The sequence below is a fragment of the Geodermatophilus sp. SYSU D00705 genome, from assembly GCF_054050135.1.
On the sequence record NZ_JBJGYT010000016.1, the window covers coordinates 72,120 to 96,485 of the forward strand.

The 24,366-nt window shown below is 74.6% G+C and carries 25 protein-coding genes; 4 read left to right on the top strand and 21 right to left on the bottom strand.

The window, feature by feature from the left end; all coding sequences use genetic code 11:
- Positions 1–47: 47 nt before the first annotated feature.
- Genes ACI78Q_RS14260 through ACI78Q_RS14270 form a run of 3 tightly spaced genes read right to left on the bottom strand, consistent with a single transcriptional unit; the run spans position 48 to position 2,030 of the window.
- Positions 48–407: a nuclear transport factor 2 family protein gene (locus tag ACI78Q_RS14260; protein WP_456924052.1), complete on the bottom strand. Its 360-nt coding sequence runs from the start codon at positions 405–407 to the stop codon at positions 48–50.
- 14 nt (positions 408–421) lie between these two features.
- Positions 422–910 (bottom strand): Lrp/AsnC family transcriptional regulator, encoded by a 489-nt coding sequence (locus tag ACI78Q_RS14265; protein ID WP_456924053.1) that lies wholly within the window; start codon positions 908–910, stop codon positions 422–424.
- Positions 885–2,030 carry a M24 family metallopeptidase gene (locus ACI78Q_RS14270; RefSeq protein ID WP_456924054.1) on the bottom strand — a complete coding sequence of 382 codons (1,146 nt, stop codon included), beginning with the start codon at positions 2,028–2,030 and terminating at the stop codon, positions 885–887. Before ACI78Q_RS14270 ends, ACI78Q_RS14265 begins: the two co-directional genes overlap by 26 nt.
- A 66-nt stretch (positions 2,031–2,096) precedes the next feature.
- Between ACI78Q_RS14270 and ACI78Q_RS14275 the strand changes: the two genes are divergently transcribed.
- A complete protein-coding gene (locus ACI78Q_RS14275; RefSeq protein ID WP_456924082.1) occupies positions 2,097–3,002 on the top strand; it encodes a 5'-3' exonuclease in 906 nt (301 codons plus the stop codon).
- A gap of 9 nt (positions 3,003–3,011) precedes the next feature.
- Here ACI78Q_RS14275 and ACI78Q_RS14280 read toward each other — a convergent pair whose 3' ends face one another.
- The 8 genes from ACI78Q_RS14280 to ACI78Q_RS14315 form a co-directional block, all read right to left on the bottom strand.
- On the bottom strand, positions 3,012–3,629 hold the full coding sequence (locus ACI78Q_RS14280; protein ID WP_456924055.1) for a DUF4333 domain-containing protein: 618 nt from the start codon (positions 3,627–3,629) through the stop codon (positions 3,012–3,014).
- Positions 3,630–3,721: 92 nt separating this feature from the next.
- A complete protein-coding gene (locus tag ACI78Q_RS14285) occupies positions 3,722–6,568 on the bottom strand; it encodes a DEAD/DEAH box helicase (RefSeq protein WP_456924056.1) in 2,847 nt (948 codons plus the stop codon).
- Positions 6,569–6,577: 9 nt separating this feature from the next.
- Entirely contained in the window at positions 6,578–7,483 is a 906-nt protein-coding gene (locus ACI78Q_RS14290) for a diacylglycerol kinase family protein (protein ID WP_456924057.1), read from the bottom strand.
- A gap of 10 nt (positions 7,484–7,493) precedes the next feature.
- Positions 7,494–8,432, bottom strand: a complete 939-nt coding sequence (tatC, locus tag ACI78Q_RS14295; protein WP_456924058.1) for a twin-arginine translocase subunit TatC — start codon at positions 8,430–8,432, stop codon at positions 7,494–7,496.
- A gap of 23 nt (positions 8,433–8,455) precedes the next feature.
- Complete coding sequence (gene tatA, locus ACI78Q_RS14300; protein ID WP_456924059.1) at positions 8,456–8,764, bottom strand: Sec-independent protein translocase subunit TatA; 309 nt, start codon at positions 8,762–8,764, stop codon at positions 8,456–8,458.
- A 93-nt stretch (positions 8,765–8,857) separates the two neighbouring features.
- Complete coding sequence (locus tag ACI78Q_RS14305) at positions 8,858–9,049, bottom strand: hypothetical protein (RefSeq protein WP_456924060.1); 192 nt, start codon at positions 9,047–9,049, stop codon at positions 8,858–8,860.
- 10 nt (positions 9,050–9,059) lie between these two features.
- Positions 9,060–10,055, bottom strand: coding sequence for a helix-turn-helix transcriptional regulator (locus tag ACI78Q_RS14310; protein ID WP_456924061.1), 996 nt, complete (start codon positions 10,053–10,055; stop codon positions 9,060–9,062).
- Positions 10,052–11,020, bottom strand: coding sequence for a helix-turn-helix transcriptional regulator (locus tag ACI78Q_RS14315; RefSeq protein ID WP_456924062.1), 969 nt, complete (start codon positions 11,018–11,020; stop codon positions 10,052–10,054). The genes ACI78Q_RS14310 and ACI78Q_RS14315 overlap by 4 nt, the downstream gene beginning before the upstream one ends.
- Before the next feature lie 41 nt (positions 11,021–11,061).
- On the opposite strand from ACI78Q_RS14315, the gene ACI78Q_RS14320 reads away from it, so the two are divergent.
- Positions 11,062–12,165, top strand: coding sequence for a DUF3866 family protein (locus tag ACI78Q_RS14320; RefSeq protein ID WP_456924063.1), 1,104 nt, complete (start codon positions 11,062–11,064; stop codon positions 12,163–12,165).
- Between the two features lie 48 nt (positions 12,166–12,213).
- On the opposite strand, the gene pafA is transcribed toward ACI78Q_RS14320, so the two are convergent.
- The 9 genes from pafA to ACI78Q_RS14365 all read right to left on the bottom strand — a co-directional run bounded on the left by pafA (position 12,214) and on the right by ACI78Q_RS14365 (position 21,209).
- Complete coding sequence (pafA, locus tag ACI78Q_RS14325; RefSeq protein ID WP_456924064.1) at positions 12,214–13,572, bottom strand: Pup--protein ligase; 1,359 nt, start codon at positions 13,570–13,572, stop codon at positions 12,214–12,216.
- A 50-nt stretch (positions 13,573–13,622) separates the two neighbouring features.
- On the bottom strand, positions 13,623–13,973 hold the full coding sequence (locus ACI78Q_RS14330; protein WP_456924065.1) for a hypothetical protein: 351 nt from the start codon (positions 13,971–13,973) through the stop codon (positions 13,623–13,625).
- Positions 13,973–14,836 (bottom strand): proteasome subunit alpha, encoded by an 864-nt coding sequence (prcA, locus tag ACI78Q_RS14335; RefSeq protein WP_456924066.1) that lies wholly within the window; start codon positions 14,834–14,836, stop codon positions 13,973–13,975. The genes ACI78Q_RS14330 and prcA overlap by 1 nt, the downstream gene beginning before the upstream one ends.
- A 4-nt stretch (positions 14,837–14,840) precedes the next feature.
- Entirely contained in the window at positions 14,841–15,683 is an 843-nt protein-coding gene (prcB, locus tag ACI78Q_RS14340) for a proteasome subunit beta (RefSeq protein WP_456924067.1), read from the bottom strand.
- On the bottom strand, positions 15,680–16,357 hold the full coding sequence (locus tag ACI78Q_RS14345) for an endonuclease VII domain-containing protein (RefSeq protein ID WP_456924068.1): 678 nt from the start codon (positions 16,355–16,357) through the stop codon (positions 15,680–15,682). The genes prcB and ACI78Q_RS14345 overlap by 4 nt, the downstream gene beginning before the upstream one ends.
- 51 nt (positions 16,358–16,408) lie before the next feature.
- A complete protein-coding gene (locus ACI78Q_RS14350) occupies positions 16,409–16,618 on the bottom strand; it encodes a ubiquitin-like protein Pup (RefSeq protein ID WP_456924069.1) in 210 nt (69 codons plus the stop codon).
- Positions 16,619–16,736: 118 nt separating this feature from the next.
- A complete protein-coding gene (dop, locus tag ACI78Q_RS14355) occupies positions 16,737–18,242 on the bottom strand; it encodes a depupylase/deamidase Dop (RefSeq protein ID WP_456924070.1) in 1,506 nt (501 codons plus the stop codon).
- A gap of 168 nt (positions 18,243–18,410) precedes the next feature.
- Positions 18,411–20,141, bottom strand: coding sequence for a proteasome ATPase (arc, locus tag ACI78Q_RS14360; protein ID WP_456924071.1), 1,731 nt, complete (start codon positions 20,139–20,141; stop codon positions 18,411–18,413).
- Between the two features lie 180 nt (positions 20,142–20,321).
- Complete coding sequence (locus ACI78Q_RS14365) at positions 20,322–21,209, bottom strand: tRNA (adenine-N1)-methyltransferase (protein WP_456924072.1); 888 nt, start codon at positions 21,207–21,209, stop codon at positions 20,322–20,324.
- 81 nt (positions 21,210–21,290) lie between these two features.
- Between ACI78Q_RS14365 and ACI78Q_RS14370 the strand changes: the two genes are divergently transcribed.
- Both ACI78Q_RS14370 and ACI78Q_RS14375 read left to right on the top strand, forming a co-directional pair.
- Positions 21,291–22,235 (top strand): RecB family exonuclease, encoded by a 945-nt coding sequence (locus tag ACI78Q_RS14370; RefSeq protein ID WP_456924073.1) that lies wholly within the window; start codon positions 21,291–21,293, stop codon positions 22,233–22,235.
- Positions 22,236–22,423: 188 nt separating this feature from the next.
- Positions 22,424–23,611, top strand: a complete 1,188-nt coding sequence (locus ACI78Q_RS14375) for an amidohydrolase family protein (RefSeq protein WP_456924074.1) — start codon at positions 22,424–22,426, stop codon at positions 23,609–23,611.
- On the opposite strand, the gene ACI78Q_RS14380 is transcribed toward ACI78Q_RS14375, so the two are convergent.
- Complete coding sequence (locus tag ACI78Q_RS14380; RefSeq protein ID WP_456924075.1) at positions 23,608–24,351, bottom strand: HAD family hydrolase; 744 nt, start codon at positions 24,349–24,351, stop codon at positions 23,608–23,610. The genes ACI78Q_RS14375 and ACI78Q_RS14380 overlap by 4 nt on opposite strands.
- Positions 24,352–24,366 lie beyond the last annotated feature (15 nt).

Below are 24,366 nucleotides of genomic sequence, written 5' to 3' on the forward strand. Positions count from 1 at the left end.
GTTCGAAGCGGTGTCGAGGCGGCGCGCCCTCGCGCAGGCCTGACGGCCTAGAGGGCCGGGGGTGCCGCGCCGGCCGGGACGACGTCCATCCGGGCCACCAGGTCGCCGCGGAAGGTGTACACGTGCCGGGCGGTGGAGCGGGACAGCACGCTGCCGTCGGGGCCCCGCACGACCAGGGCGACGTCGACGACGACCCGGCCGTCGGGCAGCTCGGTGGTGCGCAGCGGGCGCACGGACGGCGAGATCTGCGCCCACTGGCGCCGCCAGTAGTCCGCCACGGCGACGCGCCCGACGAGCCGGCCGCCCTCCCAGCCGTTGGGCCAGTCCACGTCCTCGGTCATCGCGGCGGTCACCGCGGCGACGTCGCGGGCGGCGAACGAGGCGTACAGCCGGTCGAGTCGGTCCACGGCGTCCTCCGGTCTCACAGCGGCGGGCGGTCCTCGTAGAAGGTCGAGAGCACCACCGTCGTCCGCGTCGTGACGTTGGCCGACGCGCGGATCTTCTGCAGCAGCGCCTCCAGGGCGTCCGGGGAGGCGACCCGCACCTTGAGGATGTAGCTCTCCACCCCGGCGACCGAGTGGCACGCCTCGATCTCGGTCAGGTGCGCCAGCCGGGACGGCGCGTCGTCGGGCTGGGCGACGTCGATCGGGGTGATCGACACGAAGGCGGTCAGCCCCAGCCCGAGCGACCGGGCGTCGACCTTCGCGTGGTAGCCGGTGATGAGGCCGCGCTGCTCGAGCCGGCGCACCCGCTGGTGCACCGCGGACACCGACAGCCCCACCCGCTCGGCGAGCTCGGTGTAGCTGGCCCGCCCGTCGCGGGCCAGCGCGGCCAGCAGCGCCCGGTCGACGTCGGCCGACGGGGTGCCGCCCCCGCCGCCGGACTCAGCCGGCGAGGGTGACGAGCTCACGGGGGCCCTCGTTGACGCTCACCACGCCGTCCTCGGTGCACACGACGATGTCCTCGATGCGGGCGCCGCAGCGGCCGGGCAGGTAGATGCCCGGCTCCACGGAGAAGGCCATCCCCGGCACCAGCGGCAGGGCGTTGCCGGCCACGATGTAGGGCGCCTCGTGGGTGTCCAGGCCGATGCCGTGGCCGGTGCGGTGGATGAAGTACTCGCCCCACCCGGCCGCGGCGATCACCTCGCGCGCCGCGGCGTCGACCTGCTCGGCGGTCACCCCCGGGCGGACGGCGGCGGTCGCGGCCGCCTGCGCCTGCTGGAGGACGGCGTACCACTCGGTGACCTCGGCCCCGGGCGCGCGGCCCACCGCGTACGTGCGGGTGCAGTCGGAGCGGTAGCCGGTGGCCGTCTCCCCGCCGATGTCGACCACGACCAGGTCGCCGTCCTCGACCACCCGGTCGGAGAGCTCGTGGTGCGGGCTGGCGCCGTTGGGTCCGGAGCCGACGATGGTGAAGTCCACGCCGACGTGGCCCTCGGCGAGGATCGCCGCGGCGATGTCGGCGCCGACCTGCGCCTCGGTGCGGCCGACCCGCAGCCACTCCCCCATCCGGGCGTGGACCCGGTCGATGGCGGCGCCGGCGGCGGCCAGCTCGTCGACCTCGGCCGGCGTCTTGACCATCCGCAGCCGGTCGACGACCGGAGCGGCCAGCTCCAGCGCCGACCCGGCCAGCGCCCGCTGCACACCGAGGGCGTGCTCGGCCCAGGTGCGGGAGCCGACGGCGACCCGGGCCGGCGCGCTCCCGAGGCGGGCGGTGGCCGTCCCGGCCAGCAGCGCGAACGGGTCGTCGGTCTCGTCCCAGGCCAGCACCTCCAGCCCGAGCCCGCCGGCGGGGCTGGCGTCGACCATCGGCGCCTCCAGCCGGGGGACGACGAGGAACGGCTCGCCGCGCCGGGGCACCGCGAGCGCGGTCAGCCGCTCCATCGCGTGGGCGTCGTAGCCGCACAGGTAGCGCAGGTCGGAGCCGGGGGTGACCACGAGCAGGTCGATGCCGAGCTCGGCGGCCACCTCGCGCGCGGTGTGCACGCGCTCGACGGTCACCAGCGGCCCGGACGGGGAAGAGGTCGGCACGGACCGCAGACTAGCTTCGCGCACCGGAACCGCTCCTGGCCGTTACCGTCGCGGGCTGTGACGACGATGCTGCTGGACGCGGCCAGCCTCTACTTCCGGGCCTTCTACGGCGTGCCCACCAGCGTGACCTCGCCCGACGGCCGCCCCGTCAACGCCGTGCGCGGGTTCCTCGACATGACCGCCCGGCTGGTGACCGCCCACCGCCCCGAGCGGCTGGTGGCCTGCTGGGACGACGACTGGCGCCCGGCGTTCCGCGTCGAGGCGCTGCCCTCCTACAAGGCGCACCGGGTGGCCCCCGAGGGCGGCGAGGAGACCCCCGAGGAGCTCGGCCCCCAGGTGCCGGTGCTGGTGGAGGTGCTCGCCGCGGCCGGCGTGGCCCGGGTGGGGGCGCCCGGCTACGAGGCCGACGACGTCATCGGCACCCTCGCCGAGCGCGCCGCGGGGCCGGTGGACGTCGTCACCGGTGACCGGGACCTGTTCCAGCTGGTGGACGACGCGCGGCGGGTGCGGGTGCTCTACACCGCCCGCGGCATCACCGACCTGGAGCTGGTCGACGAGGCGGCGGTGACGGCGAAGTACGGCATCCCGGGGCGGGCCTACGCCGACTTCGCCGTCCTGCGGGGCGATCCCAGCGACGGCCTGCCCGGTGTGGCCGGCATCGGCGCGAAGACCGCGGCCGCGCTGATCACCGAGTTCGGCGACCTGGCCGGCATCCGGGCCGCGGCGGCGCGCACCGTCGTCCCCAGGGCGCCGCTGACCAAGGGCGTGCTCGAGAAGCTGCACGCCGGGGCCGGCTACCTCGACGCCGCACCGGTGGTGGTCGCCGTGGCCCGCGACATCGACCTCCCGCCGGTGGCCGACGAACTGCCGCGCCGGCCGGCCGACCCGGACGCGCTGGCCGCGCTGGCGGCCGCGCACGGCATCGAGTCCTCGGTCAGGCGGCTGGGCGCGGCGCTGGGCTGGCCGGCCTGAACCGTCGGCTCACACCTCGTCCCAGGTGTACTCGGCGAGGACCACGTTGGTGATCCGGATCTCCAGCGTGAGGTCCTCGCCGTCGGCCGTGGTGCCCGTGCACTCGTACGTGGCGTCGGGCTCGACCGTCATCTCCGCCGGGCAGTCGAGCTCGATGGCCACGCCCGCGCGCTCCTCGAACTGCGCCGCGACGTCCCGTTCGACGGCCGAGCGGTCCAGGACCGTGTCGCCCATGACCCGGGCCATGACCACCGCGAGGACCAGCAGCGCCGCGAGGGTGAGCAGGCCGAGGTAGAGGCGCAGGCGCGACTTCCGGGGCGCCGTCGCGCCGCCGTACGGGGGCTGCCCGGGGGCCGGCGGCCCCCACGGCGGCTGCTGGCCGGGCGGCGGCCCGTACGCGCCGTACTGGCCGGGCGGTCCGTACTGCCCGGGCGGGCCGTACTGCGGGGCCGGCGGCCCGTAGCCACCGGGGGCCCCGTACGAGCCGGGCGGGCCGTACTGCGGCCCCGGCGGACCGTACGCTCCGGGCGGCTGCTGACCGTGGGGCCCCGGCTGCGGGTGCTGACCGTGGGGCCCCGGTTGCCCGTACGGCCCCGGCGTGCCGCCGCCCTGGGGTGGGTTGGTCATCGTCGCTCCCGGTCGCTGATCAGGAAGCCCGGTGACTGCGCGTCACGAGGCGGGGGGAATTGTGCACCACCGGCGGCGCCGCGCACGGCAGGTCAGCCACCCACCGCCACCGCCACCACACCGCGGCGCACCCGCTCCACGGCGCGGCGGGCGGTCGCCGCGACCGGCTCCTCCGCGCCCTTGGCCAGCTGGTCCAGCAGGTCGATGAGCTGGCGGGCCCAGCGCACGAAGTCCCCGCCGGAGAGCTCGGTGCCGGCCTGTTCGGCGCCGGCCAGGACGCGGTCGAGGCTCTGCCCGTCGGCCCACCGGTAGGCCGCCCAGGCGAAGCCGAGGTCGAGGTCCCGGGTGGCGGGCACGCCGTGGTCGAGCTCGACGTCCTGCAGCCGGGCCCGGATCCGCCGCATCTCGGCGATCGCGGCGGCCACCTTGCCCGCCGGCACGGCGGGCTGGCTGGGGTTGTCCCGGCGCGCCTCGAACACCAGCGTGGACACCGCCGCGGCCAGCTCCGCCGGGGTGAGGCCGCGCCACACGCCGGCCCGCAGGCACTCGGCGACCAGCAGGTCGGCCTCGGACCAGATGCGGGCCAGCCGGCGCCCGTCGCCGGTGACCACCGGGACGTCGTCGACCGCGGGCACGGCCTCGGTGTCGGCGGGCACCAGCGGGGCGACCTCGGGCACGAGGTAGCCCAGCTCCTCCAGGACGTCGCAGGTGCGGTCGAACTGGCGGGTGAGCGAGCCGGTGCGCTCGGCCATCTTGCGGTGGGTCGCCTCGGCCTCCCGGACCGCGCGCAGCCAGCGCTCCGCGGCCCGCACCCGCTCCTCCCGGTCGGGCAGCGCGTGCACCGGGTGTGCCCGCAGCGCCCGCCGCAGGTCGTGCAGCACCGGGTCGTCGGCGGCGGCCGAGCGCTGCTTGACCCGCCGCGCGCCGAGGTCGTGCTCGACCCGCGCGTTGCGGAGGGTGGCGGCGAGGTCGCGGCGGGCGTGCGGGCTGCGGTGGTTGAAGTTCTTGGGCACCCGCACCCGGGCCAGCGCCGTCACCGGGGTCGGGAAGTCCACCGAGCCGAGCCGGCCGGCCCACTTGTCCTCGGTCAGCACCAGCGGCCGGGGCTCGGCGAGGTCGGTGATGCCCGGGTCCAGGACGACGGCCAGCCCCTGCCGGCGTCCCTGGGGGACGCGGATGACGTCGCCGGGCCGCAGCGCGGCGAGGGCGTCGGCGGCCTCCATCCGGCGCTTGGCCTGCGAGTCGCGGGACAGCTCCTTCTCCCGGTCGGCGATCTGCTGGCGCAGCATGGCGTAGCCGCCGACGTCGCCGTGCTCGGAGTGCATCTCGGCGGCCCACCGCTCGGCGTCCTTCTCGTGCCGGGCGGCCGCCCGGGCCAGCCCCACCACGGAACGGTCGGCCTGGAACTGGGCGAAGGAGGAGGCCAGCAGCTCCCGTGCCCGCGCCCGGCCGAAGGAGCCGACCAGGTTGACCGCCATGTTGTAGCTGGGCCGGAACGACGAGCGCAGCGGATAGGTGCGGGTGCTGGCCAGCCCGGCGACGACCGAGGGGTCCATGCCCGGCGCCCAGACGACGACCGCGTGCCCCTCGACGTCGATGCCGCGGCGGCCGGCCCGGCCGGTGAGCTGGGTGTACTCCCCCGGCGTCACGTCGACGTGCGCCTCGCCGTTCCACTTGACCAGCCGCTCGAGGACGACGGTGCGGGCGGGCATGTTGATGCCCAGCGCGAGGGTCTCGGTGGCGAACACGGCCTTGACCAGGCCGCGGACGAAGCACTCCTCGACGGTCTCCTTGAACGCCGGGACCAGGCCGGCGTGGTGGGCGGCCAGCCCGGCCAGCAGGCCCTCCCGCCACTCCCAGAAGCCCAGGACGTGCAGGTCCTCCTCCGGCAGCGACCCGGTGCGCTCGTCGATGACCGCGGCGATCTCCGCGCGCTCGCGCTCGTCGGTGAGCCGCAGCCCGGCCCGCAGGCACTGGTCGACGGCGGCGTCGCAGCCGTTGCGGCTGAACACGAACGTGATCGCCGGCAGCAGCCCGGCCCGGTCGAGCCGCTCGATGACGTCGGGGCGCGCCGGCGGGCGGTACCGCGGCTTGTGCCAGTCCCGCTCCCGGCGGGACCCGCCGTTGCCACCGCCCCAGGTGTCGATCCGCCGCTCGTACTCCCGCACGTACCGGACCAGCTCGGGGTCGACGACGCTGGCGCCGCGGTCGCGGGTGGACAGCAGCCGCGGCGTCTCCCCCTGCTCGGCGGCGTGCGCGGCCGGCCGCAGGGAGAACAGGTCGAACACCCGGTTGCCGACCAGCATGTGCTGCCACAGCGGGATCGGCCGCACCTCGCTGACCACGACCTTGGTGTGGCCGCGCACGGTGACCAGCCAGTCGGCGAACTCCTCGGCGTTGCTCACCGTCGCCGACAGCGACACCAGGGTCACCGACTGCGGGAGGTGGATGATCACCTCCTCCCACACCGCGCCGCGGAACCGGTCGGCCAGGTAGTGGACCTCGTCCATGACGACGTAGCCGAGGCCGTCGATCGCCGGGGACTCCGCGTAGAGCATGTTGCGCAGCACCTCGGTGGTCATCACGACCACCGGGGCGTCGCCGTTGACGGCGTTGTCGCCGGTGAGCAGGCCGACCTGGGCCTCGCCGTAGCGCTCGACCAGGTCGTTGTACTTCTGGTTGCTCAGCGCCTTGATCGGCGTCGTGTAGAACGCCTTGCGCCCCTCGGCCAGCGCCTTGTGGACGGCGAACTCGCCGACGACGGTCTTGCCCGCGCCGGTGGGCGCGCAGACCAGGACGCCGGCGCCCTCGTCGAGCGCCTCGCAGGCCTCCACCTGGAACGGGTCGAGGGAGAAGGACAGCTCGGCGGTGAAGTCGGCCAGCGTGGGGTGGGCACTGCGCCGCCGGGCAGCCGCGTACCGCTCAGCGGGGCTGGACATGCCTCCACGTTAGGCCGAGGGGACGACCTCGGCTCGGTTGGTCCCGACGACGGCCAGGGCGCCGGGCGCGCAGACGCTCGTGGCCGGCAGCGGGGACACCGGCTCGCCGTCGGCGTAGACGGCCGGTCCCTCCCCCCGAAGCTCCACCCGGGCCGCCCGGTGCACGGTGACGGCGGGGTGGGTGACGTGGGTGCCGGCGGAGAGCCGGGGCCGGGTGCGCACCAGCTCCCGGCGGGTGACCGGCCCGACCACGGTGACGTCGAACCGCCCGTCGCCCGGGTCGGCGGCCGGGCAGACCCGCAGCCCACCGCCGTACCAGGCGGTGTTGCCGACGGCTACCAGCGTGGCCTGCAGGGTGCGGGGCTCGCCGTCGAGCACGAGGGTGAGCGGGCGCGGCCGCAGCCGGGCGAGCTCGGCGAGGATGGCGACGTCGTAGCGGCGCGGGCCGCGCGGCCAGAGCAGCCGGTTGGCCCGGTCGGTCACCGCGGAGTCGAAGCCGCAGCACAGCACGGTGGCCCACCAGCGGTCGCCGGTGCGCCCGGCGTCCAGGGTGCGCACCGCCCCCGCCCGCAGGTCCTCGGCCGCGGCCCGCGCGGCGGCGACCGGGTTCCCGGGGGTCCCCAGCGCCAGGGCGAGGTCGTTGCCGGTGCCCGCGGGGACGACGGCCAGCGGGGTGGCGGTGCCGGCGACGGCCTGCAGCCCGGCGTGCGCCGCGCCGTCCCCGCCGACCGCGACGACCGCGCCCACCCCGTCGGCGACCGCCGCCGCGGCCTGCCGCTCGGCGTCGGGGCGGGTGGTGGCCGGCAGCACCCGCGGGTGCAGCCCGGCGGCGCGCAGCGCGGCGAGCACCGGGCCGGCCGCGCCGCGGGCCCGGCCCCGGCCCGCGGTGGGGCTCAGCAGGACGGCGACGTCCACCCGCGGGGTCTCAGCGGGACGAGCGGACCGCGGGGCCCTCGACGGGGGTGTCGTCCTCCCGGCGCAGGTCGTCGACCGGGGTGGGGCCGGCGTCGAGTGGGGAGGCCTCGTCGTCGGACAGGCCGTGGAAGTGCTCGACGGCGTCCCGCTTGGCCCGGCGCCGGTCGACGATGCGGGCGATCTGGATGGCCAGCTCGAACAGCACGATCATCGGTCCGGCCATGGCCAGCATCGTGAACGGGTCCTGGGTGGGGGTCACGAAGGCGGCGAAGACGATGGTGAGGAAGAAGATCCAGCGCCGCGACTTCTTCAGCGCCTGGTAGGTGAGGACGCCGACCAGGTTGAGCGCCACCGCCACCAGCGGCACCTCGAAGGAGAGCCCGAAGGCGACGAGCAGGCTGATCACGAAGCCCAGGTAGAGCTCCGCGGTCAGCTGGAACGCCACCTCGTCCCCGGCCAGGGTGAGCAGCAGCTCCAGGCCCTTGCGCAGGGTGATGTAGGCCAGCACCGAGCCGAGGGCGAACAGCGTGGTCGAGGCGGCCACGAAGCCGACGGTGTAGCGCTTCTCGTTGCGCTTGAGGCCGGGGGTGACGAACGACCACAGCTGGTAGAGCCAGAACGGCGACGAGATGACGGCGCCGGCGATGACGGCGATCTTCAGCCGCAGCAGCACGCCCCCGAAGACGTCGAGCACCACCAGCCGGCAGTCGCCGTCCGCCTGCAGCCGCAGGTCCCCGGGCAGCGCGCAGTAGGGCTCGGTGAGGAAGGACAGCAGCCCGTGGTCGTACCAGAGGAAGCCGACGACCGTTCCCATCGCGAGGAACAGCAGCGCCTTGGCGACCCGGTTGCGCAGCTCGGTGAGGTGCGCGATGAGCGTCATCGTCGCCGCCGCGTCACGCGGCGGGCGGCGTCGCCGCAGCCGGGACCGTCGCAGTCCGTCGTCGCTCATCGTGGTGCCGTTGCGGGGAGGGGTCAGCGGGGGCTGTCGCTGCGCCGGGCGGCGCGGGCGCGCAGCTCGGCGGCCCGGGCCTCCGCAGCCAGCGCCTCGGCCTCGAGGGCGGCGGCGTCCGGCCCGGCGGGCGGCAGCACCTCACCGCGGACCGCGGTGGTGGCGGCGTCCTTGCCGCGGACGTCGTCGTCCTTCATGCCCTTCATCTCGCCCTTGAAGATGCGCAGCGAGCGGCCGAGGGAACGCGAGGCGTCCGGCAGCTTCTTGTAGCCGAAGAGCAGCAGGATGGCCAGGATGATCAGGCCGATCTCCAGGGGGCCGAGTCCGGCCATGACGGTCCTCCAGGGGTGCGGGTGGGCACCGTCGATGCTACGTGGCCCGACCCGCTGTGCACCCCCCGCAACCGGGGGGGTCGCCGGGTGACTTCAGGGTGAACGTGGCGTGTCCGCCGCCCGGGCCGCGCTCGCCTGCACCTCGGCGAGCACCGGGCGCACCTCCCGCTCGAGCGCCGCGAGCTCGCGGCGCAGCCGGTTCGCCGCGCCGAGCAGCCCGTGGCCCAGCGCGCCGAGGACCACGACGGCGAGGACGGCGACGGCGATCCAGACGACGAGCAGCACGGGGCCGACCCTAGTCCCCGGCCCCGGCCGGCCCGGGCGCCCGCACCCCGTACCGCTCCAGCGCGGCGCGCGCGTCGGCGGCGACGGCCGCGGCCAGCCCGACCGGCTCCTCGACGGTCGCCGCACCCCCGAGGGAGGCCACCAGCCGCCGCGCCCAGGCGACGTCGGCGGTGCGGACGGCGACGGCGAGGCCGCCGGGCGGGTCGTCGACCTCGCGGACGTCCTCCACGGTGTAGTACTCGGCCACCCAGCGGGCGGTGCGGGCCAGCCGCAGCCGCACCACCGGCGCGTCGGGCCCGGGCTGGTAGAGCCCGGCGTCCACGTCGCGCAGGTGCACCCCCTCGGGTGGGGCGGCCGGCTCGTCGAGGACGACGACGTCGTCGACGCGGTCCAGGCGGAACAGCCGCAGCCCCTCGGCGCGGCGGCACCACGCCTCCAGGTACCACCGGCCGTCGACCAGCAGCAGCCGCAGCGGGTCGACGGTGCGCTCGGTGCGCTCGTCGCGGGTGGGCACGTAGTAGTGCAGGTGCAGCGCGCGCTTGCGCTCCAGACCGTCCCGGACCACGGCCAGCGCCTGCTCCCGGGCGTCCACCGACAGCGCCACGGGGGTGACCCGCTCACCGGCGTGCCCCGCGGCCGCCGACACCTTCGCCAGCGCCCGGCTGACCGCGTCCCGCTCGGCCAGGCCGGGCAGCTCCAGCAGCGTGCGCAGTGCGACCACCAGGGCGACGGCCTCGTCGGTGGTCAGCCGCAGCGGGCGGACCATGCCGGCGGTGAAGGTGACCCGCACCCGGTCGCCCTCGAAGGCCAGGTCGATGAGGTCGCCGGGGCCGTAGCCGGGCAGGCCGCACATCCACAGCAGCTCGAGGTCACGGCGCAGCTGCCGCTCGGGGACGCCGAAGTCGCGGGCCACCTCGGCCAGTGGCACCCCCTCGGGCCGGGCGGTCAGGTAGGGCACGAGCGCCAGCAGCCGCGTCATGCGCTCGGTCGTGGTGGGCGCGGTCATGCCATCGCCGCCAGCCGGGTCAGCCGCTCCACGACGGCGGCGCGCACCTCGGCCGGCGCCTCGACCACGACGTCCGGGCCGTAGGCGGCCAGCTCGTCGGCCAGCCGCGCCGGGTCGGTGGTGCGCACCTGCAGCCGGTCGTCGCCGTCCTCCCCCGGGCCGAGCGGCACCGCGTGCCGGCGCAGCCCGATCGCGGTGCCCGGCCGGGCCCGCACCAGCACCAGCTGCTCCTCGCCGCTGGACTGGCCGGCCACCATCGCGGCCAGGTCGACGTCGGCCGGCGGCTCGAAGGCCCCGGCCGGTCCGGTGACCCGCGGCAGGCCGACCACCCGGGAGAGGCGGAACACGCGGGGCGCCTGCCGGTCGAGGTCCAGCCCGCCCAGGTACCAGCGGCCGTGCCAGGCCACCACGCCCCACGGCTGCACGTGCCGACGGGTCGGCGCGTCCTCGTCGGGACGGCGGTAGTCGAACTCGATCGCCCGCCGGTCGCGGGCCGCGGCGTAGCAGGGCTCGAAGGCCGGCTCGTCGGAGTCCAGCCGGGGCCGCAGCGGGATGGACCGGCCGGCGTCGACGTCCACGCCGGCGGCCTTGAGCTTCACCAGGGCGCTCTGCGCGGCCCCGGCCAGCTGCGCGGACTCCCACAGCCGCAGCGCCAGGCCGACCGCGGCGGCCTCCTCCCCGGTCAGCGTGATCTCGGGCAGCTCGTAGTCGGCGCGGGCGATCCGGTAGCCGTCCTCGGTGTCGAAGACGCTGGTGCGTCCGGTCTCCAGCGGCACGCCCATCTCGCGCAGCTCGGCCTTGTCCCGCTCGAACATCCGCTTGAACGCCTCGTCGGCGCGGGCCGACCCGTCGTCCGGCTCGTACCCGGGCACCGTGGCCCGGATCCGCGCCGCGGTCACATACTGCCGGGTGCCGAGCAGGGCGATGACCAGGTTCACCAGCCGTTCAGCCCGCTTCGCCGCCACGCGCCCAGGCTAGTCACGAGCGCTCTGGCTAGCCTGCCCGCGTGGGGGAAGCGATTTCGACGCAGCAACGGATCCGCTGGCGACGCGGCACGGTGACGGCCCTGGGCCGGGCCTGGCGGGACGCCCAGGAGCTCACCGTCGACGTGCCGGAGGACGGCGAGGTCCGCGCGCTGGCCCACCCGTCGCTGGTGGGCGTGCCCGAGGTCGGCGACACGGTGCTGCTCAACACCACCGCCTGGGCGCAGCGCCTGGGCACCGGCGGGTACGCCCTCGTCGTCGCCGTCCCCGACCGGCTGCCCCCCGACCCGGCTGGCCCCGGGCACCTGGTCAAGGCGCGGTACACGCCGCTGCAGGTGACCGTGCAGGGCGTCGACGAGCAGGACACCGACTCCCACGACACCATCGCCGAGGCCGAGGACCTGGCCGGCATGCCGGTGGTCGTCGCGGACCTGCACTCGGCGCTGCCGGCCGTGCTCATCGGGGTGCTGGCCACCGACCCCGACCTGAAGGTCGCCTACGTCATGACCGACGGCGGGGCGCTGGTCGCCGGCTTCTCCCGCGCCCTGTCGGCGCTGGCGCCGTCGCTGGCCGGGGTGGTGACGGTGGGCCAGGCGTTCGGCGGCGACGTCGAGGCGGTCACCCTGCACACCGGGTTGCTGGCGGCCCGGCACGTGCTGGGCGCCGACGTGGCCATCGTGACGCAGGGCCCGGGCAACCTGGGCACCGGGACGCCGTGGGGCTTCTCGGGGGTGGCCGCCGGCGAGGCGTGCAACGCGGTGTCGGTGCTCGGCGGGCAGGCGGTCGGGGCGCTGCGGATCTCCGACGCCGACCCGCGGCCCCGTCACCGCGGGGTGTCCCACCACTCGCTGACCGCGTTCGGCCGGGTCGCGCTGGCCGGGGTGACGCTGGTGGCGCCGCGGGGGCTCGGATCGGAGCTGGGCGGGCAGGTCGAGGAGGACCTCGCCGGTCAGCCCGAGCGCAACCCGGTCGTGTGGATGGACGTCGACGGGCTGGAGGAGGCGCTGGGCCTCTCCCCCGTGCCGCTGTCGACCATGGGCCGCGGGTACCCCGAGGAGCGGGCGTACTTCCTCGCCGCGGCCGCCGCCGGCCGCTACGCCGCGCTGCGGGTGCCGCTGCCCGAGTGAGTGGAGTGCCACGGCGCGGCGCTCGCGGCCGTGGCACTCCACGGCACGTCACATCGACGCGATCAGCTTGTCCACGCGCTCGTCGACGGCCTTGAACGGGTCCTTGCACAGCACGGTCCGCTGGGCCTGGTCGTTGAGCTTGAGGTGCACCCAGTCGACGGTGAAGTCGCGGCGCTTCTCCTGCGCCTTGCGGATGAACTCCCCGCGCAACCGGGCGCGCGTGGTCTGCGGCGGCACGTTCTTGGCCTCGAACACCCGCGGTTCGTGGGCCACCCGGTCGACCTGGTTGTTGCGCTCCAGCAGGTAGTACAGGCCCCGCTTGCGGCTGATGTCGTGGTAGGCGAGGTCCATCTGGGCGATCCGGGGGTGCGACAGCGGGAGGTCCCGCTTGGCCCGGTAGCGCTCGATCATCGTGTACTTGGTCGCCCAGTCGATCTCGCGGTCGATCAGCGACAGGTCGCCGGAGTCGACGGCCTTGAGCACCCGCCCCCACAGCTCCAGCATCTGCCGGTGCACCGGCCCGAAGCCCTCGCGGTCGACGAACTCCGCGGCCCGGCTGTGGTACTCGGCCTGGATCTCCAGCGCCGACATCTCCCGGCCGTTGGCCAGCCGGACCTTGCGCCGCCCGGTCATGTCGTGGCTGATCTCGCGGATGGCGCGGATCGGGTTCTCCAGCGCCATGTCCTTGATCGGGACACCGGCCTCGATCATCCGCAGCACGAGGTCGGTGACGGCCACCTTGAGCAGCGTCGTCGTCTCGTTCATGTTCGAGTCGCCGACGATGACGTGCAGCCGCCGGTACCGCTCGGCGTCGGCGTGCGGCTCGTCGCGGGTGTTGATGATCGGCCGGGAGCGGGTCGTGGCGGAGGAGACGCCCTCCCAGATGTGCTCGGCGCGCTGGCTGACGCAGTAGATCGCCCCGCGGGGGGTCTGCAGCACCTTGCCCGCGCCGACGACGATCTGCCGGCTGACCAGGAACGGGATCAGGACGTCGGCCAGCCGGCTGAACTCGCCGTGCCGGCCGACCAGGTAGTTCTCGTGGCAGCCGTAGCTGTTGCCGGCCGAGTCGGTGTTGTTCTTGAACAGGTAGATGTCGCCGGTGACGCCCTCCTCGGCCAGCCGCTGCTCGGCGTCGACCAGCAGGCCCTCGAGGATGCGCTCCCCGGCCTTGTCGTGGACGACGAGCTCGGTGAGGTCGTCACACTCGGCGGTGGCGTACTCGGGGTGGCTGCCGACGTCGAGGTAGAGGCGGGAGCCGTTGCGCAGGAACACGTTGGAGCTGCGCCCCCACGACACGACGCGGCGGAACAGGTAGCGGGCCACCTCGTCCGGGGACAGCCGGCGCTGCCCGCGGAAGGTGCACGTGACGCCGTACTCGGTCTCGATCCCGAAGATCCGTCGCTCCACGGACCGAGCCTAGGCGCCGACACCGACACTGGCCCGCCCGCGACGCACGGCTACTGCGACCGGTCGTCGAGCCGGTGCAGCAGGTCGCCGGCGGCCTCGGCGATCTCCGGGTGGTCGTTCTGCGCGGCCCGCTGCTTCGCGTGCACCAGGGCCGCCCGGTTGACCGTCGTGAAGTCGCCGAACGGGAACGCGTAGCGCTTCTTGGTCTCCTCCGACGCGTCGGGGTCGACCGCGAGGTGCCACTGCCCGTAGCCGTCGTGGCCGTGCGCCGCGATGTGGTCGTTCTCCTGCGCGGCCGACGGCGCGGCCCGCGACCACTCGGTGTCGACGTCGACCGAGCCCGCGTCGATCAGCCGGCGTGCCTGGCGCACCCCGGCCTCGTTGACCCGGTAGGCGGGCATCAGGTGGTGGGGGTGTGTCCCCCGCCGCCGGCGGTGCCCCCGGTGTCGGGGGCGGCCGGGTCGCCCAGCCCGGCCGGAGCGCCGGGCTGCGGCGTGCTGGGGGCGTGCGAGGCGGTGTGCGGCTCCTCCACGGTCTCGGCGGCGGCCTCGTCGCCGCGGTCGAGCAGGGTGCGGAGGGCGGCCCCGACCACACGCCGGAACGCCCGCTTGGGCCGGCGCCGGTCGAGGACGGCCACCTCCAGCTGCTCGGCCGACAGCAGGGCCGGCCCGCCGTTGCCTGGGCTGGTGGCCGGGCTGACCGCGGAGAGGGCCTGCACGCCCACCTTGAGCGCCTCGGCCAGGCTCATCCCGGGCAGGAAGTGCTCGCGCAGGTGGGTGCTCACCGCCTCGGCCTGGCCGCCCATCACGACGAAGTCGGGCTCGTCGACGACCGAGCCGTCGAAGGTGAGCCGGAACAGCTGGTCGGACTCGGGGTTGTCGCCGACCTCGGCGACGCACAGCTCCACCTCGTAGGGCTTCAGCTGCTGGGTGAAGATCTCGCCTAGGGTCTGCGCGTAGGCGTTGGCGATCACCCGGCCGGTGACGTCGCGGCGGTTGTAGGAGTAGCCGCGGACGTCGGCCAGGCGCACCCCGGCGACCCGCAGGCTCTCGAACTCGCTGTAGCGGCCGACGGCGGCGAACCCGATGCGGTCGTAGAGCTCGCCGACCTTGTGCAGGGTGGAGCTGGGGTTCTCGGCGATGAACAGCACGCCGTCGGCGTAGGTGACGACGGCGACGGAGCGGCCGCGGGAGATGCCCTTGCGGGCGTACTCGGAACGCTCCCGCATCACCTGCTCGGGCGAGGCGTAGTACGGCATGGTCATCGGATCAGCCCGGCCCGTCCGCGGCGGACCGCTCGTCGACGATGGTCGCGGCGACGGCGGAGACCTCGTCGTCGGTGAGCCGGACGGCGCCCTCGGCGTCCACCCGGTAGACGATCGGGTACAGCCGCCGCACCGGGTCGGGGCCGCCGGTCGCGGAGTCGTCGTCGGCGGCGTCGTAGAGCGCCTCGACCAGGCTCCGGGTGGCCGCGTCGCCGGACTGCCCCGGCCGCCACGTCTTCTTCAGCGAGTTGCGGGCGAACAGCGAGCCGGAGCCGACGGCGGCGTAGCCCCGCTCCTCGTAGTTCCCGCCGGTGACGTCGTAGCTGAAGATCCGCCCCGGCGTGGCGCCGGGCGCCGCGTCGAGGTCGAAGCCGGCGAACAGCGGGACGACGGCCAGGCCCTGCAGCGCCGCGCCGAGGTTGCCGCGGATCATCTGGGCCAGGCGGTTGGCCTTGCCGTCGAGGGAGAGCGTGAGCCCCTCGATCTTCTCGTAGTGCTCGAGCTCGACCTGGTAGAGCTTCACCATCTCGATGGCGATGCCCGCGGCGCCGGCGATGCCGATGACCGACCAGGTGTCGGCCGGGTAGACCTTCTCGATGTCCCGGCTGGAGATCAGGTTGCCCATGGTGGCGCGCCGGTCGCCGCCCATGAGGACGCCGCCCTCGTAGGTGACCGCGACGATCGTGGTGCCGTGCGGGGTGATGTCACCGACCGGGATCTGCGGGACCGGCCGGCGGCCGGGCAGCAGGTCCGGGGCGGTGACCGCGAGGAAGTCGGTGAACGAGGAACCCACCCGGTCCAGGTACGCGGGCGGGAACCCGCTCCGGCCAGCTGAATACTCGTTCACCCATCCGCCTCTCCCGCCGTGCTCTGCCGGCGTGACCCGCTGTTCCGCCCGGTGCTGCGCGTGCTCCCCGGGCGCCGCTGCGACCCTACCGGCGGGCTCCCCGGCCGGCTGGCCGTGCCCGGGCCGGCGCCCGCGGACTGCGCCTTGGCCCACCGGGCGCGGTGGATCTCGACGTAGTCGGCCGCCGCTCTCATCAGATCCGGGTCGTCCCGCAGCAGCCCGAGCGCGAGGTTGCACCGCTGACAGAGCAGGGCACGCACGAAGTCGTTCTCGTGGTCGTGGTCGAGGTGCTCAGGCCCACGCGCGCCACACAGCGCGCACCGGTCGGCCTGCTTGGCGCGCATCTCCTGGAGGTCCTCACGGGACATGCCGTAGCGACGAAGGAAGTAGGCCTGGCTGTTCGCCGCTGCCTTGCAGGCCTTGCACTGACTTCCGAAGCCCGAGGGCTTCGTACCACTGCGGGCAAAGTCCTCGTGCGCGATCGCCTGTCGGCAGGCCGGGCACCAGCGGAATCCGTCGGGTACCCACGAGTGATCGCGTACCTCCTGGCCCGCGGCCCGGCGGCTCTGCCTGTACCAGGCGTTGTTGCGCCGACGGTTACAGGCCTTGCAGTAGAACGAGAGGCCGTCCGGAAGAGAGCGGTTCTTCCCGAAGTCGATGTCCGGCTTGTCCACGCCACACGAGGGACAGGTTTTCACCCTTGATCACGTAGCGTAGTTACTTGATCACTCTCCGCCCTTCTGCACATACGAGCGCACGAACTCCTCTGCATTCTCCTCGAGCACCTCGTCGATCTCGTCGAGGATGGAGTCGACGTCCTCGGTCATCTCCTTGTGGCGCTCGGCGACCTCGGTGTCGACCGAGGCCTCGACCTCGTCGGTCTCCTCGCGGGTGCGGGTGGCCCGCTGCTGCCCGCCGGTGTCCCTCGTGGCCATGGCTGCCTCCAGGTGTGTCGTGGCTGGTGCCTGGGACGAAAAGTACCCGGGCGGAGTGACGAACGGGTGTCGGCGAGCGGTCCGTGGACCACGCCCGCGCCTAGGGACTCCCCCGCGCTCAGCCGCCGGTGATGGTGTCGACCAGCTCCTGGGCCGAGGACGTCGACTCGAACAGCCGGCCCACGTGGTCGCGGGTGCCCCGCAGCGGCTCCATGGTGGGGATTCGCACGAGGTTCTCCCGGCCCAGGTCGAACACCACCGAGTCCCAGGACGCCGCGGCGACCTGCGCCGGGTAGCGCCGCAGGCACTCGCCGCGGAAGAAGGCCCGGGTATCGGTCGGCGGGTGCACCACCGCCCGCGCCACCTCGTCGTCGGTGAGCAGCCGCTGCATCGAGCCGCGGGCCACGAGCCGGTGGTAGAGCCCCTTGTCCGGCCGGACGTCGGAGTACTGCAGGTCCACCAGGCGCAGGCGGGAGTCGCCCCAGGCCAGGTCGTCACGGGACCGATAGCCCTCCAGCAGCCGCAGCTTGGCCGGCCAGTCCAGCCGGTCGGCGCAGCGCATCGGGTCGATCCGGAGGTCGGTGAGCACCTCGGCCCACCGGCGCAGCACGTCGGCGGTCTGCTCGTCGCCGTCCCCGGTGCGGTCGACGTGCCGCTGCGCCATCTCCAGGTAGGCCTCCTGGACCTCGAGTGCGGTCATCCGCCGCCCGTCGCGCAGCCGCACCTTGTGCGACAGCGACGGGTCGTGGCTGACCGCCTGCAGCGCGTCCACCGGCTCCTCGATGCTGAGGTCCTGGGTGAGGGTGCGGGCCTCGATCATGGCCAGCACCAGCGACGTCGTCCCGACCTTGAGGTAGGTCGACAGCTCGGCGAGGTTCGCGTCGCCGATGATCACGTGCAGCCGGCGGTACTTGTCGGCGTCGGCGTGCGGCTCGTCGCGGGTGTTGATGATCGGGCGCTTGAGGGTGGTCTCCAGCCCCACCTCGACCTCGAAGAAGTCGGCCCGCTGGGACAGCTGGAAGCCGCGGGTGCGGCTCTCCGTGCCGATGCCCACCCGCCCGGAGCCGGCGAAGACCTGCCGGGTGACGAAGAACGGGATCAGGCCGCGGATGATCTCCAGGAACGGCGTCCGCCGGTCCATGAGGTAGTTCTCGTGCGACCCGTAGGAGGCGCCCTTGCCGTCGGTGTTGTTCTTGTAGAGCTGGATGGGCACCGTTCCGGGCACCCGCGCGGCCCGGCGGGCGGCCTCGGCCATCACGTGCTCACCGGCCTTGTCCCAGAGGACGACGTCGCGCGGGTTGGTGACCTCCGGCGTCGAGTACTCCGGGTGCGCGTGGTCCACGTAGAGCCGCGCCCCGTTGGTGAGGATGACGTTGGCCATCCCCGAGTCCTCGTCCAGGTCGTTGTGGTCCAGCGCCTGGGCCGGGGAGAGGTCGAACCCGCGGGCGTCGCGCAGCGGGGACTCCTCCTCGAAGTCCCACCGCGGCCGGCGCGGGGCGGGGGCCTCGGCGACCGCCCAGGCGTTGACCACCTGGCTGGAGAGCGTGGTCGGGTTCGCCGTCGGCTGGCCGGGCACCGAGATGCCGTACTCGACCTCGGTGCCCATGACCCGCCGCACGCTCATGGGCCAACCCTAGGCCGCGGCGCCGACGCCGTCCGGCACCGCCCGCACGACCGCACGCCAGCCACCCGCGAGCCCTCCGCGGCGCCGGAGCCGGCCCCGCGCACGCCGGCGGCCCGGCCCCGCGGACAGCGGGAACCGGGCCGCCGGTGACGGGCTCGACCGGAGGAGCTACAGGTACTGGCCGGTGTTGGTCGCGGTGTCGATGGCGCGGCCGGACTCGGTGCCCTTGCCGCTGATGAGCGTGCGGATGTAGACGATCCGCTCGCCCTTCTTGCCCGAGATCCGCGCCCAGTCGTCGGGGTTGGTGGTGTTGGGCAGGTCCTCGTTCTCCTTGAACTCGTCGACGCAGGCCTGCATGAGGTGGCCGACGCGCAGGCCGCCGGTGCCGGTCTCCAGCCGCTCCTTGATGGCCATCTTCTTGGCGCGGTCGACGATGTTCTGCAGCATCGCCCCGGAGTTGAAGTCCCGGAAGTACAGGACCTCCTTGTCACCGTTGGCGTAGGTGACCTCGAGGAAGCGGTTCTCCTCGCTCTCGGTGTACATACGCTCGACGGTGCGCTGGATCATCGCGGCGATCGTCGCCTCGCGGCTGCCCCCGTGCTCGGCGAGGTCGTCGGGGTGCAGCGGCAGGGAGGTGGTCAGGTACTTGCTGAAGATGTCGCGGGCGGCCTCCGCGTCCGGCCGCTCGATCTTGATCTTCACGTCCAGCCGGCCCGGCCGGAGGATCGCCGGGTCGATCATGTCCTCGCGGTTGGAGGCGCCGATGACGATGACGTTCTCCAGGCCCTCGACGCCGTCGATCTCGCTGAGCAGCTGGGGCACGATCGTCGACTCCACGTCGGAGGAGACCCCCGAGCCGCGGGTGCGGAAGATCGAGTCCATCTCGTCGAAGAACACGATGACCGGCGTGCCCTCGCTGGCCTTCTCCCGGGCCCGCTGGAACACCAGCCGGATGTGCCGCTCGGTCTCGCCGACGTACTTGTTGAGCAGCTCCGGGCCCTTGATGTTCAGGAAGTAGGACTTCGCCGCGCGCGTGCCCTCGCCCTGGACCTCGGCGACCTTCTTGGCCAGCGAGTTGGCCACCGCCTTGGCGATCAGCGTCTTGCCGCAGCCGGGCGGGCCGTACAGCAGGATGCCCTTGGGCGGGCGCAGCTCGAACTCGCGGAACAGGTCGGCGTGCAGGAACGGCAGCTCGACGGCGTCCCGGATCTGCTCGATCTGCCGGGACAGGCCGCCGATGTCGCCGTAGTCGATGTCGGGGACCTCCTCGAGGATGAGCTCCTCGACCTCGCTCTTGGGGATCCGCTCGTAGACGTACCCGGAGCGGGACTCCAGCAGCAGCGAGTCGCCGCTGCGCAGCGGGGAGTCGGCGAGGGAGTCGGCGAGGTAGACCACGCGCTCCTCGTCGGTGTGCCCGATCACCAGGGCCCGCTGCGTGACCCCGTCGATCGGCTCGAGCAGCTCCTTGAGCATGACGACGTCGCCGGCGCGCTCGAAGCCGCACGCCTCGACGACGTTCATCGCCTCGTTGAGCATGACCTCCAGGCCCGGCCGCAGCGTCTCGACGTCCACCGACGGGGAGAGCGACACGCGCAGCTTCCGGCCGCCGGTGAAGACGTCGACGGTGCCGTCGTCGTGGCTGCCCAGGTAGACGCCGTAGCCGGACGGGGGCTGGCCCAGCCGGTCGACCTCCTCCTTGAGCGTGACCAGCTGTTCGCGGGCGTCGCGCAGCGTGGCGGTGAGCTTGTCGTTCCGCTCGGAGAGGAACGCCGCGCGCCCCTCCGCCTCGGCGATCCGCTCCTCCAGCGCCCGCACCTGCCGGGGGCTCTCGGCCACCTTGCGGCGCAGGAGACCGATCTCCTCCTCCAGGTAGGAGATCTGGGTGAGCAGTGCGGACACGTCACGCTCACGTCGCGCTCGGAACTCGTCGGGACCCAGGCCCATCGCGCACCTCCGCACACATCGGGAGAGCCAGGAGGCAAATCTATACACGCCCGGCGACAGCCTGCCGGGGGCTCGCGGGACACTCGGTCACGGCGCGGCTACGACTGCGTTGCGTCCCCGGTCGAGCGCCCGCCGTCAGTGCTTCTGGGCGCGTCGCTGGCGGGTCGGGGCCACCACTCCCTCGGCGAGCCGCCGCGCGGTGACCAGGAAGGCGGTGTGGGCGACCATGCGGTGCTCGGGCCGCACGGCCAGCCCCACGGCGTGCCAGGGGCGCACCAGCGACTCCCAGGAGTACGGCTCGGTCCACCCGCCCTGCGCCCGCAGCGCCTCCACGTACGTCGACAGCTGGGTGACGGTGGCGACGTAGCCCACGAGCACCCCGCCCGGGCGCAGCGCGGCGGCCACGGTGGGCAGCACCGCCCACGGCTCCAGCATGTCCAGCACGACGCGGTCGACGGTCTCCTCCGCGGGGTGCTCGGCGAGGTCGCCCAGGCGCAGGGACCAGTTGGCCGGCACCTCCCCGAAGAAGGCGCCGACGTTGGCCCGTGCGACGTCGGCGAAGTCCTCGCGGCGCTCGTAGCTGGTGACCGCGCCGCGCTCCCCCACCGCGCGCAGCAGCGAGCAGGTCAGCGCGCCGGAGCCGGCGCCGGCCTCCAGCACCCGCATCCCCGGGCCCACGTCGCCGAAGCCGACGATCTGGGCGGCGTCCTTGGGGTAGATGACCTGCGCCCCGCGCGGCATGGACAGCACGAAGTCGGCCAGCAGCGGGCGCAGCGCGAGGTAGCCGGTGTTGGCGGTGGAGTGGACGACCGAGCCCTCCGGCGCGCCGATCAGGTCGTCGTGGGCGATGGCCCCGCGGTGGGTGTGGAAGAGCTTCCCGGCCTCGAGGACGACGGTGTGCAGCCGGCCCTTCGGGTCGGTGAGCTGCACGCGGTCGCCGGCGACGAACGCCCCGGGCACCGGCGTGCGGGGCTCGGTCTCGGGCACGTCGGCGGTGTCGGGGGTCTGCTGCTGGTCGTCCACGGGCGGCCAGCCTACGGAGCCGTGGCGAGGCTCTCGGCGCGCGCACTCGGAACTGTCGGCGGCCCGACCTAGCCTCGGGACATGACCACGATGGTGCAGACCGGGCAGCCCGCCGAGGCGGCTGCCTCTTCCCCGGGCGCACCCGCCGACGCGCCGGCGACCCCGCGCCGTCCGTCGCTGTCCCCGAGCCGGGCGGCGGACTTCAAGACCTGTCCCCTGCTCTACCGGTTCCGCACCATCGACCGGCTGCCCGAGCGCAAGAGCCTGGCCGCCCTCCGCGGCACGCTGGTGCACACGGTGCTGGAGAAGCTCTACGACCTGCCGGCCCGGCAGCGCACGGTGCAGTCGGCGCAGGAGCTGGTCGCGCCGGCGTGGGAGGAGCTGCGCACCGACCCGGAGGTCGCCGAGCTGTTCGCCGAGGGCGGCGCGGCCGACGACGACCCGGCCGGCCAGTCGCTGGAGGCGTGGCTGGCCTCCGCGGGGCGGCTGGTGGAGGCCTACTTCTCCCTGGAGGACCCGTCGCGCATCGAGCCGGAGGGCCGCGAGCAGCTGGTCGAGGTCACCCTGCCCGACGGCCTGCTGCTGCGCGGCTACGTCGACCGGCTGGACGTCGCGCCGAACGGGGCGCTGCGGGTGGTCGACTACAAGACGGGGTCGATGCCGCGCGAGGCGTTCGAGGGCAAGGCCCTGTTCCAGATGAAGTTCTACGCGCTGGTGCTGTGGCGCACCCGCGGCGTGGTGGCCAGCCAGCTCAAGCTGCTCTACCTGGGCAACGGCGACGCGCTGACCTACGCGCCCGACGAGGGCGAGCTGGTGCGCTTCGAGCGGACGCTGCAGGCGATCTGGGCGGCCATCGAGCGGGCGGTGGCGACCGGCGACTTCCGGCCCAACCGCACCCGCCTGTGCGACTGGTGCGACCACCAGGCGCTGTGCCCGTCCTTCGGCGGTACTCCCCCGCCGTTCCCGGCGGAGGCCGCGGCCGCCGCCGGCTGGCGCACCGAGCTGCCGGTCGTCGAGCGCGACTGACAGAGGCCCTTCGCCTCCCGCCGCGGGAGGGCCCCGTCCCCTCATCCCTCGCGAGCCCGGGGCGAGGCCCGGACGGGGCCGGGAACGGGGCCCTGCGAGGCGGCCGTCGGGGGTCGCGAGAGTTGCCGGCCGGGGGTTTCCGCCGGGGGCCCTTCCGCTGACCGTCCGCCGGGTCGACAGTGACCTCCGTGCGGGGCTACCGGGCACAGCGGGCCTTCGACGGCGAGCGGGTACTGGCCGGCGGAGCCCTCGTGCTGGTCGAGGACGGCAGGATCGCCGGCGTCGAGCCGGGTGCGGCTCCTGCGCCGGCGGGCTGCCCGGTCACCGAACTGCCGGGCACCACGCTGCTGCCCGGCCTGGTCGACACGCACGTGCACCTGTGCGGCGACAGCGGTCCGCGGGCCCTGGAGCAGCTGCCCGAGTTCTCCGCCGCGGAGCTCGCGGCCACGATCACCGCCGCCGGGCAGCAGCACCTGCGCGCCGGGGTCACCGCCGTCCGCGACCTCGGCGACCACGGGTGGGCCGTCCTCGACCGGTCCCGGCGCCCGGACGGCGGCCCCACGGTCGTCGCCGCCGGGCCGCCGATCACCTCACCCGGCGGGCACTGCTGGTCGATGGGCGGCCAGGCGGCCGGGGTCGACCAGCTGCGCGCAGCGGTCCGGGCCCGTGCCGAGCGGGGCGCGGATCTCGTCAAGATCATGGCCAGCGGGGGTCTGACCACCCCGGGCACCGACGTCGCCGCCGGCCAGTTCACCGAGGAGGAGCTGCGCGTGGTCGTCGACGAGGCCCACCGGCACGGGCTGCCGGTCACCGCGCACGCCCACGCGCTGGTGGCCGTGGAGCGCAGTCTGGCCGCCGGGGTCGACGGCATCGAACACTGCAGCTGCGTCACCCGCGACGGCGTCCGGACGCCGCCCGAGCTCGCGGCCGCCCTCGCGTCGTCGGGCACCCCGGTGTGCCCGACGCTCGGCCGGACCCCCGGGATGCAGCCCGCGCCGCACGTCCAGGCGCGGATGGCGGCCGCCGGTGCCACCTACGAGGCGCAGCTGGCGAACGTCGCGAGGCTGCGGCAGGCCGGGGTCGCGCTGCTGGCGGGAACCGACGCCGGGATCGGCCCGGCCAAGGCGCACGGGCTGGTGCCGATGGCGGTGGCCGACCTGGTGCACGAGTGCGGGATGCCGGTGGCCGCGGCGCTGGCGGCGGCCACCGGGCGGGCGGCGCGCGCCTGCGGGCTGGGGGACCGGACCGGCCGGCTGGCCCCGGGCCTGGACGCCGACCTGCTGCTCGTCGACGGGGACGTGACCCGCGACGTCACCGGGCTGCAGCGTCCCCGGCTCGTCGTCTCCCGGGGCCGCGAGCTGGCCCGGGCCGGCTAGACCCGGACGCCGTCGGCGTCGCGGGCGGCCAGCACGTCGGCCAGGTGGGCCGGCCGCACGCCGGCCAGGGTCTCGCGCAGCACGAGGCCGGGGGCCGGCTCCAGCGGCTGCAGGGAGGGCACGCCGAGCACCGCGGCGCCGGCGGCCAGCCCCGCGGTCACCCCGGCGAGGGAGTCCTCGAGCACGACGCAGCCGTCCGGCGTCACGCCGAGCGCGGCCATGGCCTGCCGGTAGGGCGCGGGATCGGGCTTGCGGGCGGGCACCTCGTCGCCGCAGACGGTGACGTCGAACGGCGGCACGTCCGGGAACGCCCGGCCGATGGCCTCCAGGACGACGTCGGCCAGCCGGCGGGGGGTGGTGGTCACCAGCGCGGTGGGGACGGCGGCGTGACGCAGCTCCGCGATGAGCTCGCGCGCGCCGGGCCGCCAGTGGATCTCCCCGCCGAGCAGCTCGGCCACCCGGTCCTCGATCCACCGCGCGTCGGCGAGGAACTGCTCCTCGCTGCGCTCCACGCCCAGGTCGGTGTAGAGGACGTCCATCGCCACCCGCATGCTGGTGCCGACGGTCCGCTGCCGGGCCGCGTCGGACATGCGGCCGCCCAGCTGCCGGGCCAGGGCGAACATCGCCTCGCCCCAGTACTGCTCGGTCTCGACGAGGGTGCCGTCCATGTCGAACAGCACGGCCTGCAGGGAGGCCCCCGCCGTCGTCCCGGCCGCGGCGTCGCTCCCCAGGCTCTCCATCACGTCCACGGTAGG

What these genes read in the sequence shown, in the direction of transcription:
- ACI78Q_RS14350 (WP_456924069.1), bottom strand. Translation starts at nt 16,618, where the DNA reads ATGGCCACGAGGGACACCGGCGGGCAGCAGCGGGCCACCCGCACCCGC.
- prcA (WP_456924066.1), bottom strand. Translation starts at nt 14,836, where the DNA reads ATGACCATGCCGTACTACGCCTCGCCCGAGCAGGTGATGCGGGAGCGT.
- ACI78Q_RS14275 (WP_456924082.1), top strand. Translation starts at nt 2,097, where the DNA reads ATGCTGCTGGACGCGGCCAGCCTCTACTTCCGGGCCTTCTACGGCGTG.
- ACI78Q_RS14370 (WP_456924073.1), top strand. Translation starts at nt 21,291, where the DNA reads ATGACCACGATGGTGCAGACCGGGCAGCCCGCCGAGGCGGCTGCCTCT.
- ACI78Q_RS14330 (WP_456924065.1), bottom strand. Translation starts at nt 13,973, where the DNA reads ATGCCCGCCTACCGGGTCAACGAGGCCGGGGTGCGCCAGGCACGCCGG.
- ACI78Q_RS14310 (WP_456924061.1), bottom strand. Translation starts at nt 10,055, where the DNA reads ATGACCGCGCCCACCACGACCGAGCGCATGACGCGGCTGCTGGCGCTC.
- ACI78Q_RS14285 (WP_456924056.1), bottom strand. Translation starts at nt 6,568, where the DNA reads ATGTCCAGCCCCGCTGAGCGGTACGCGGCTGCCCGGCGGCGCAGTGCC.
- dop (WP_456924070.1), bottom strand. Translation starts at nt 18,242, where the DNA reads ATGAGCGTGCGGCGGGTCATGGGCACCGAGGTCGAGTACGGCATCTCG.
- ACI78Q_RS14380 (WP_456924075.1), bottom strand. Translation starts at nt 24,351, where the DNA reads ATGGAGAGCCTGGGGAGCGACGCCGCGGCCGGGACGACGGCGGGGGCC.
- ACI78Q_RS14280 (WP_456924055.1), bottom strand. Translation starts at nt 3,629, where the DNA reads ATGACCAACCCACCCCAGGGCGGCGGCACGCCGGGGCCGTACGGGCAA.
- tatC (WP_456924058.1), bottom strand. Translation starts at nt 8,432, where the DNA reads ATGAGCGACGACGGACTGCGACGGTCCCGGCTGCGGCGACGCCGCCCG.
- tatA (WP_456924059.1), bottom strand. Translation starts at nt 8,764, where the DNA reads ATGGCCGGACTCGGCCCCCTGGAGATCGGCCTGATCATCCTGGCCATC.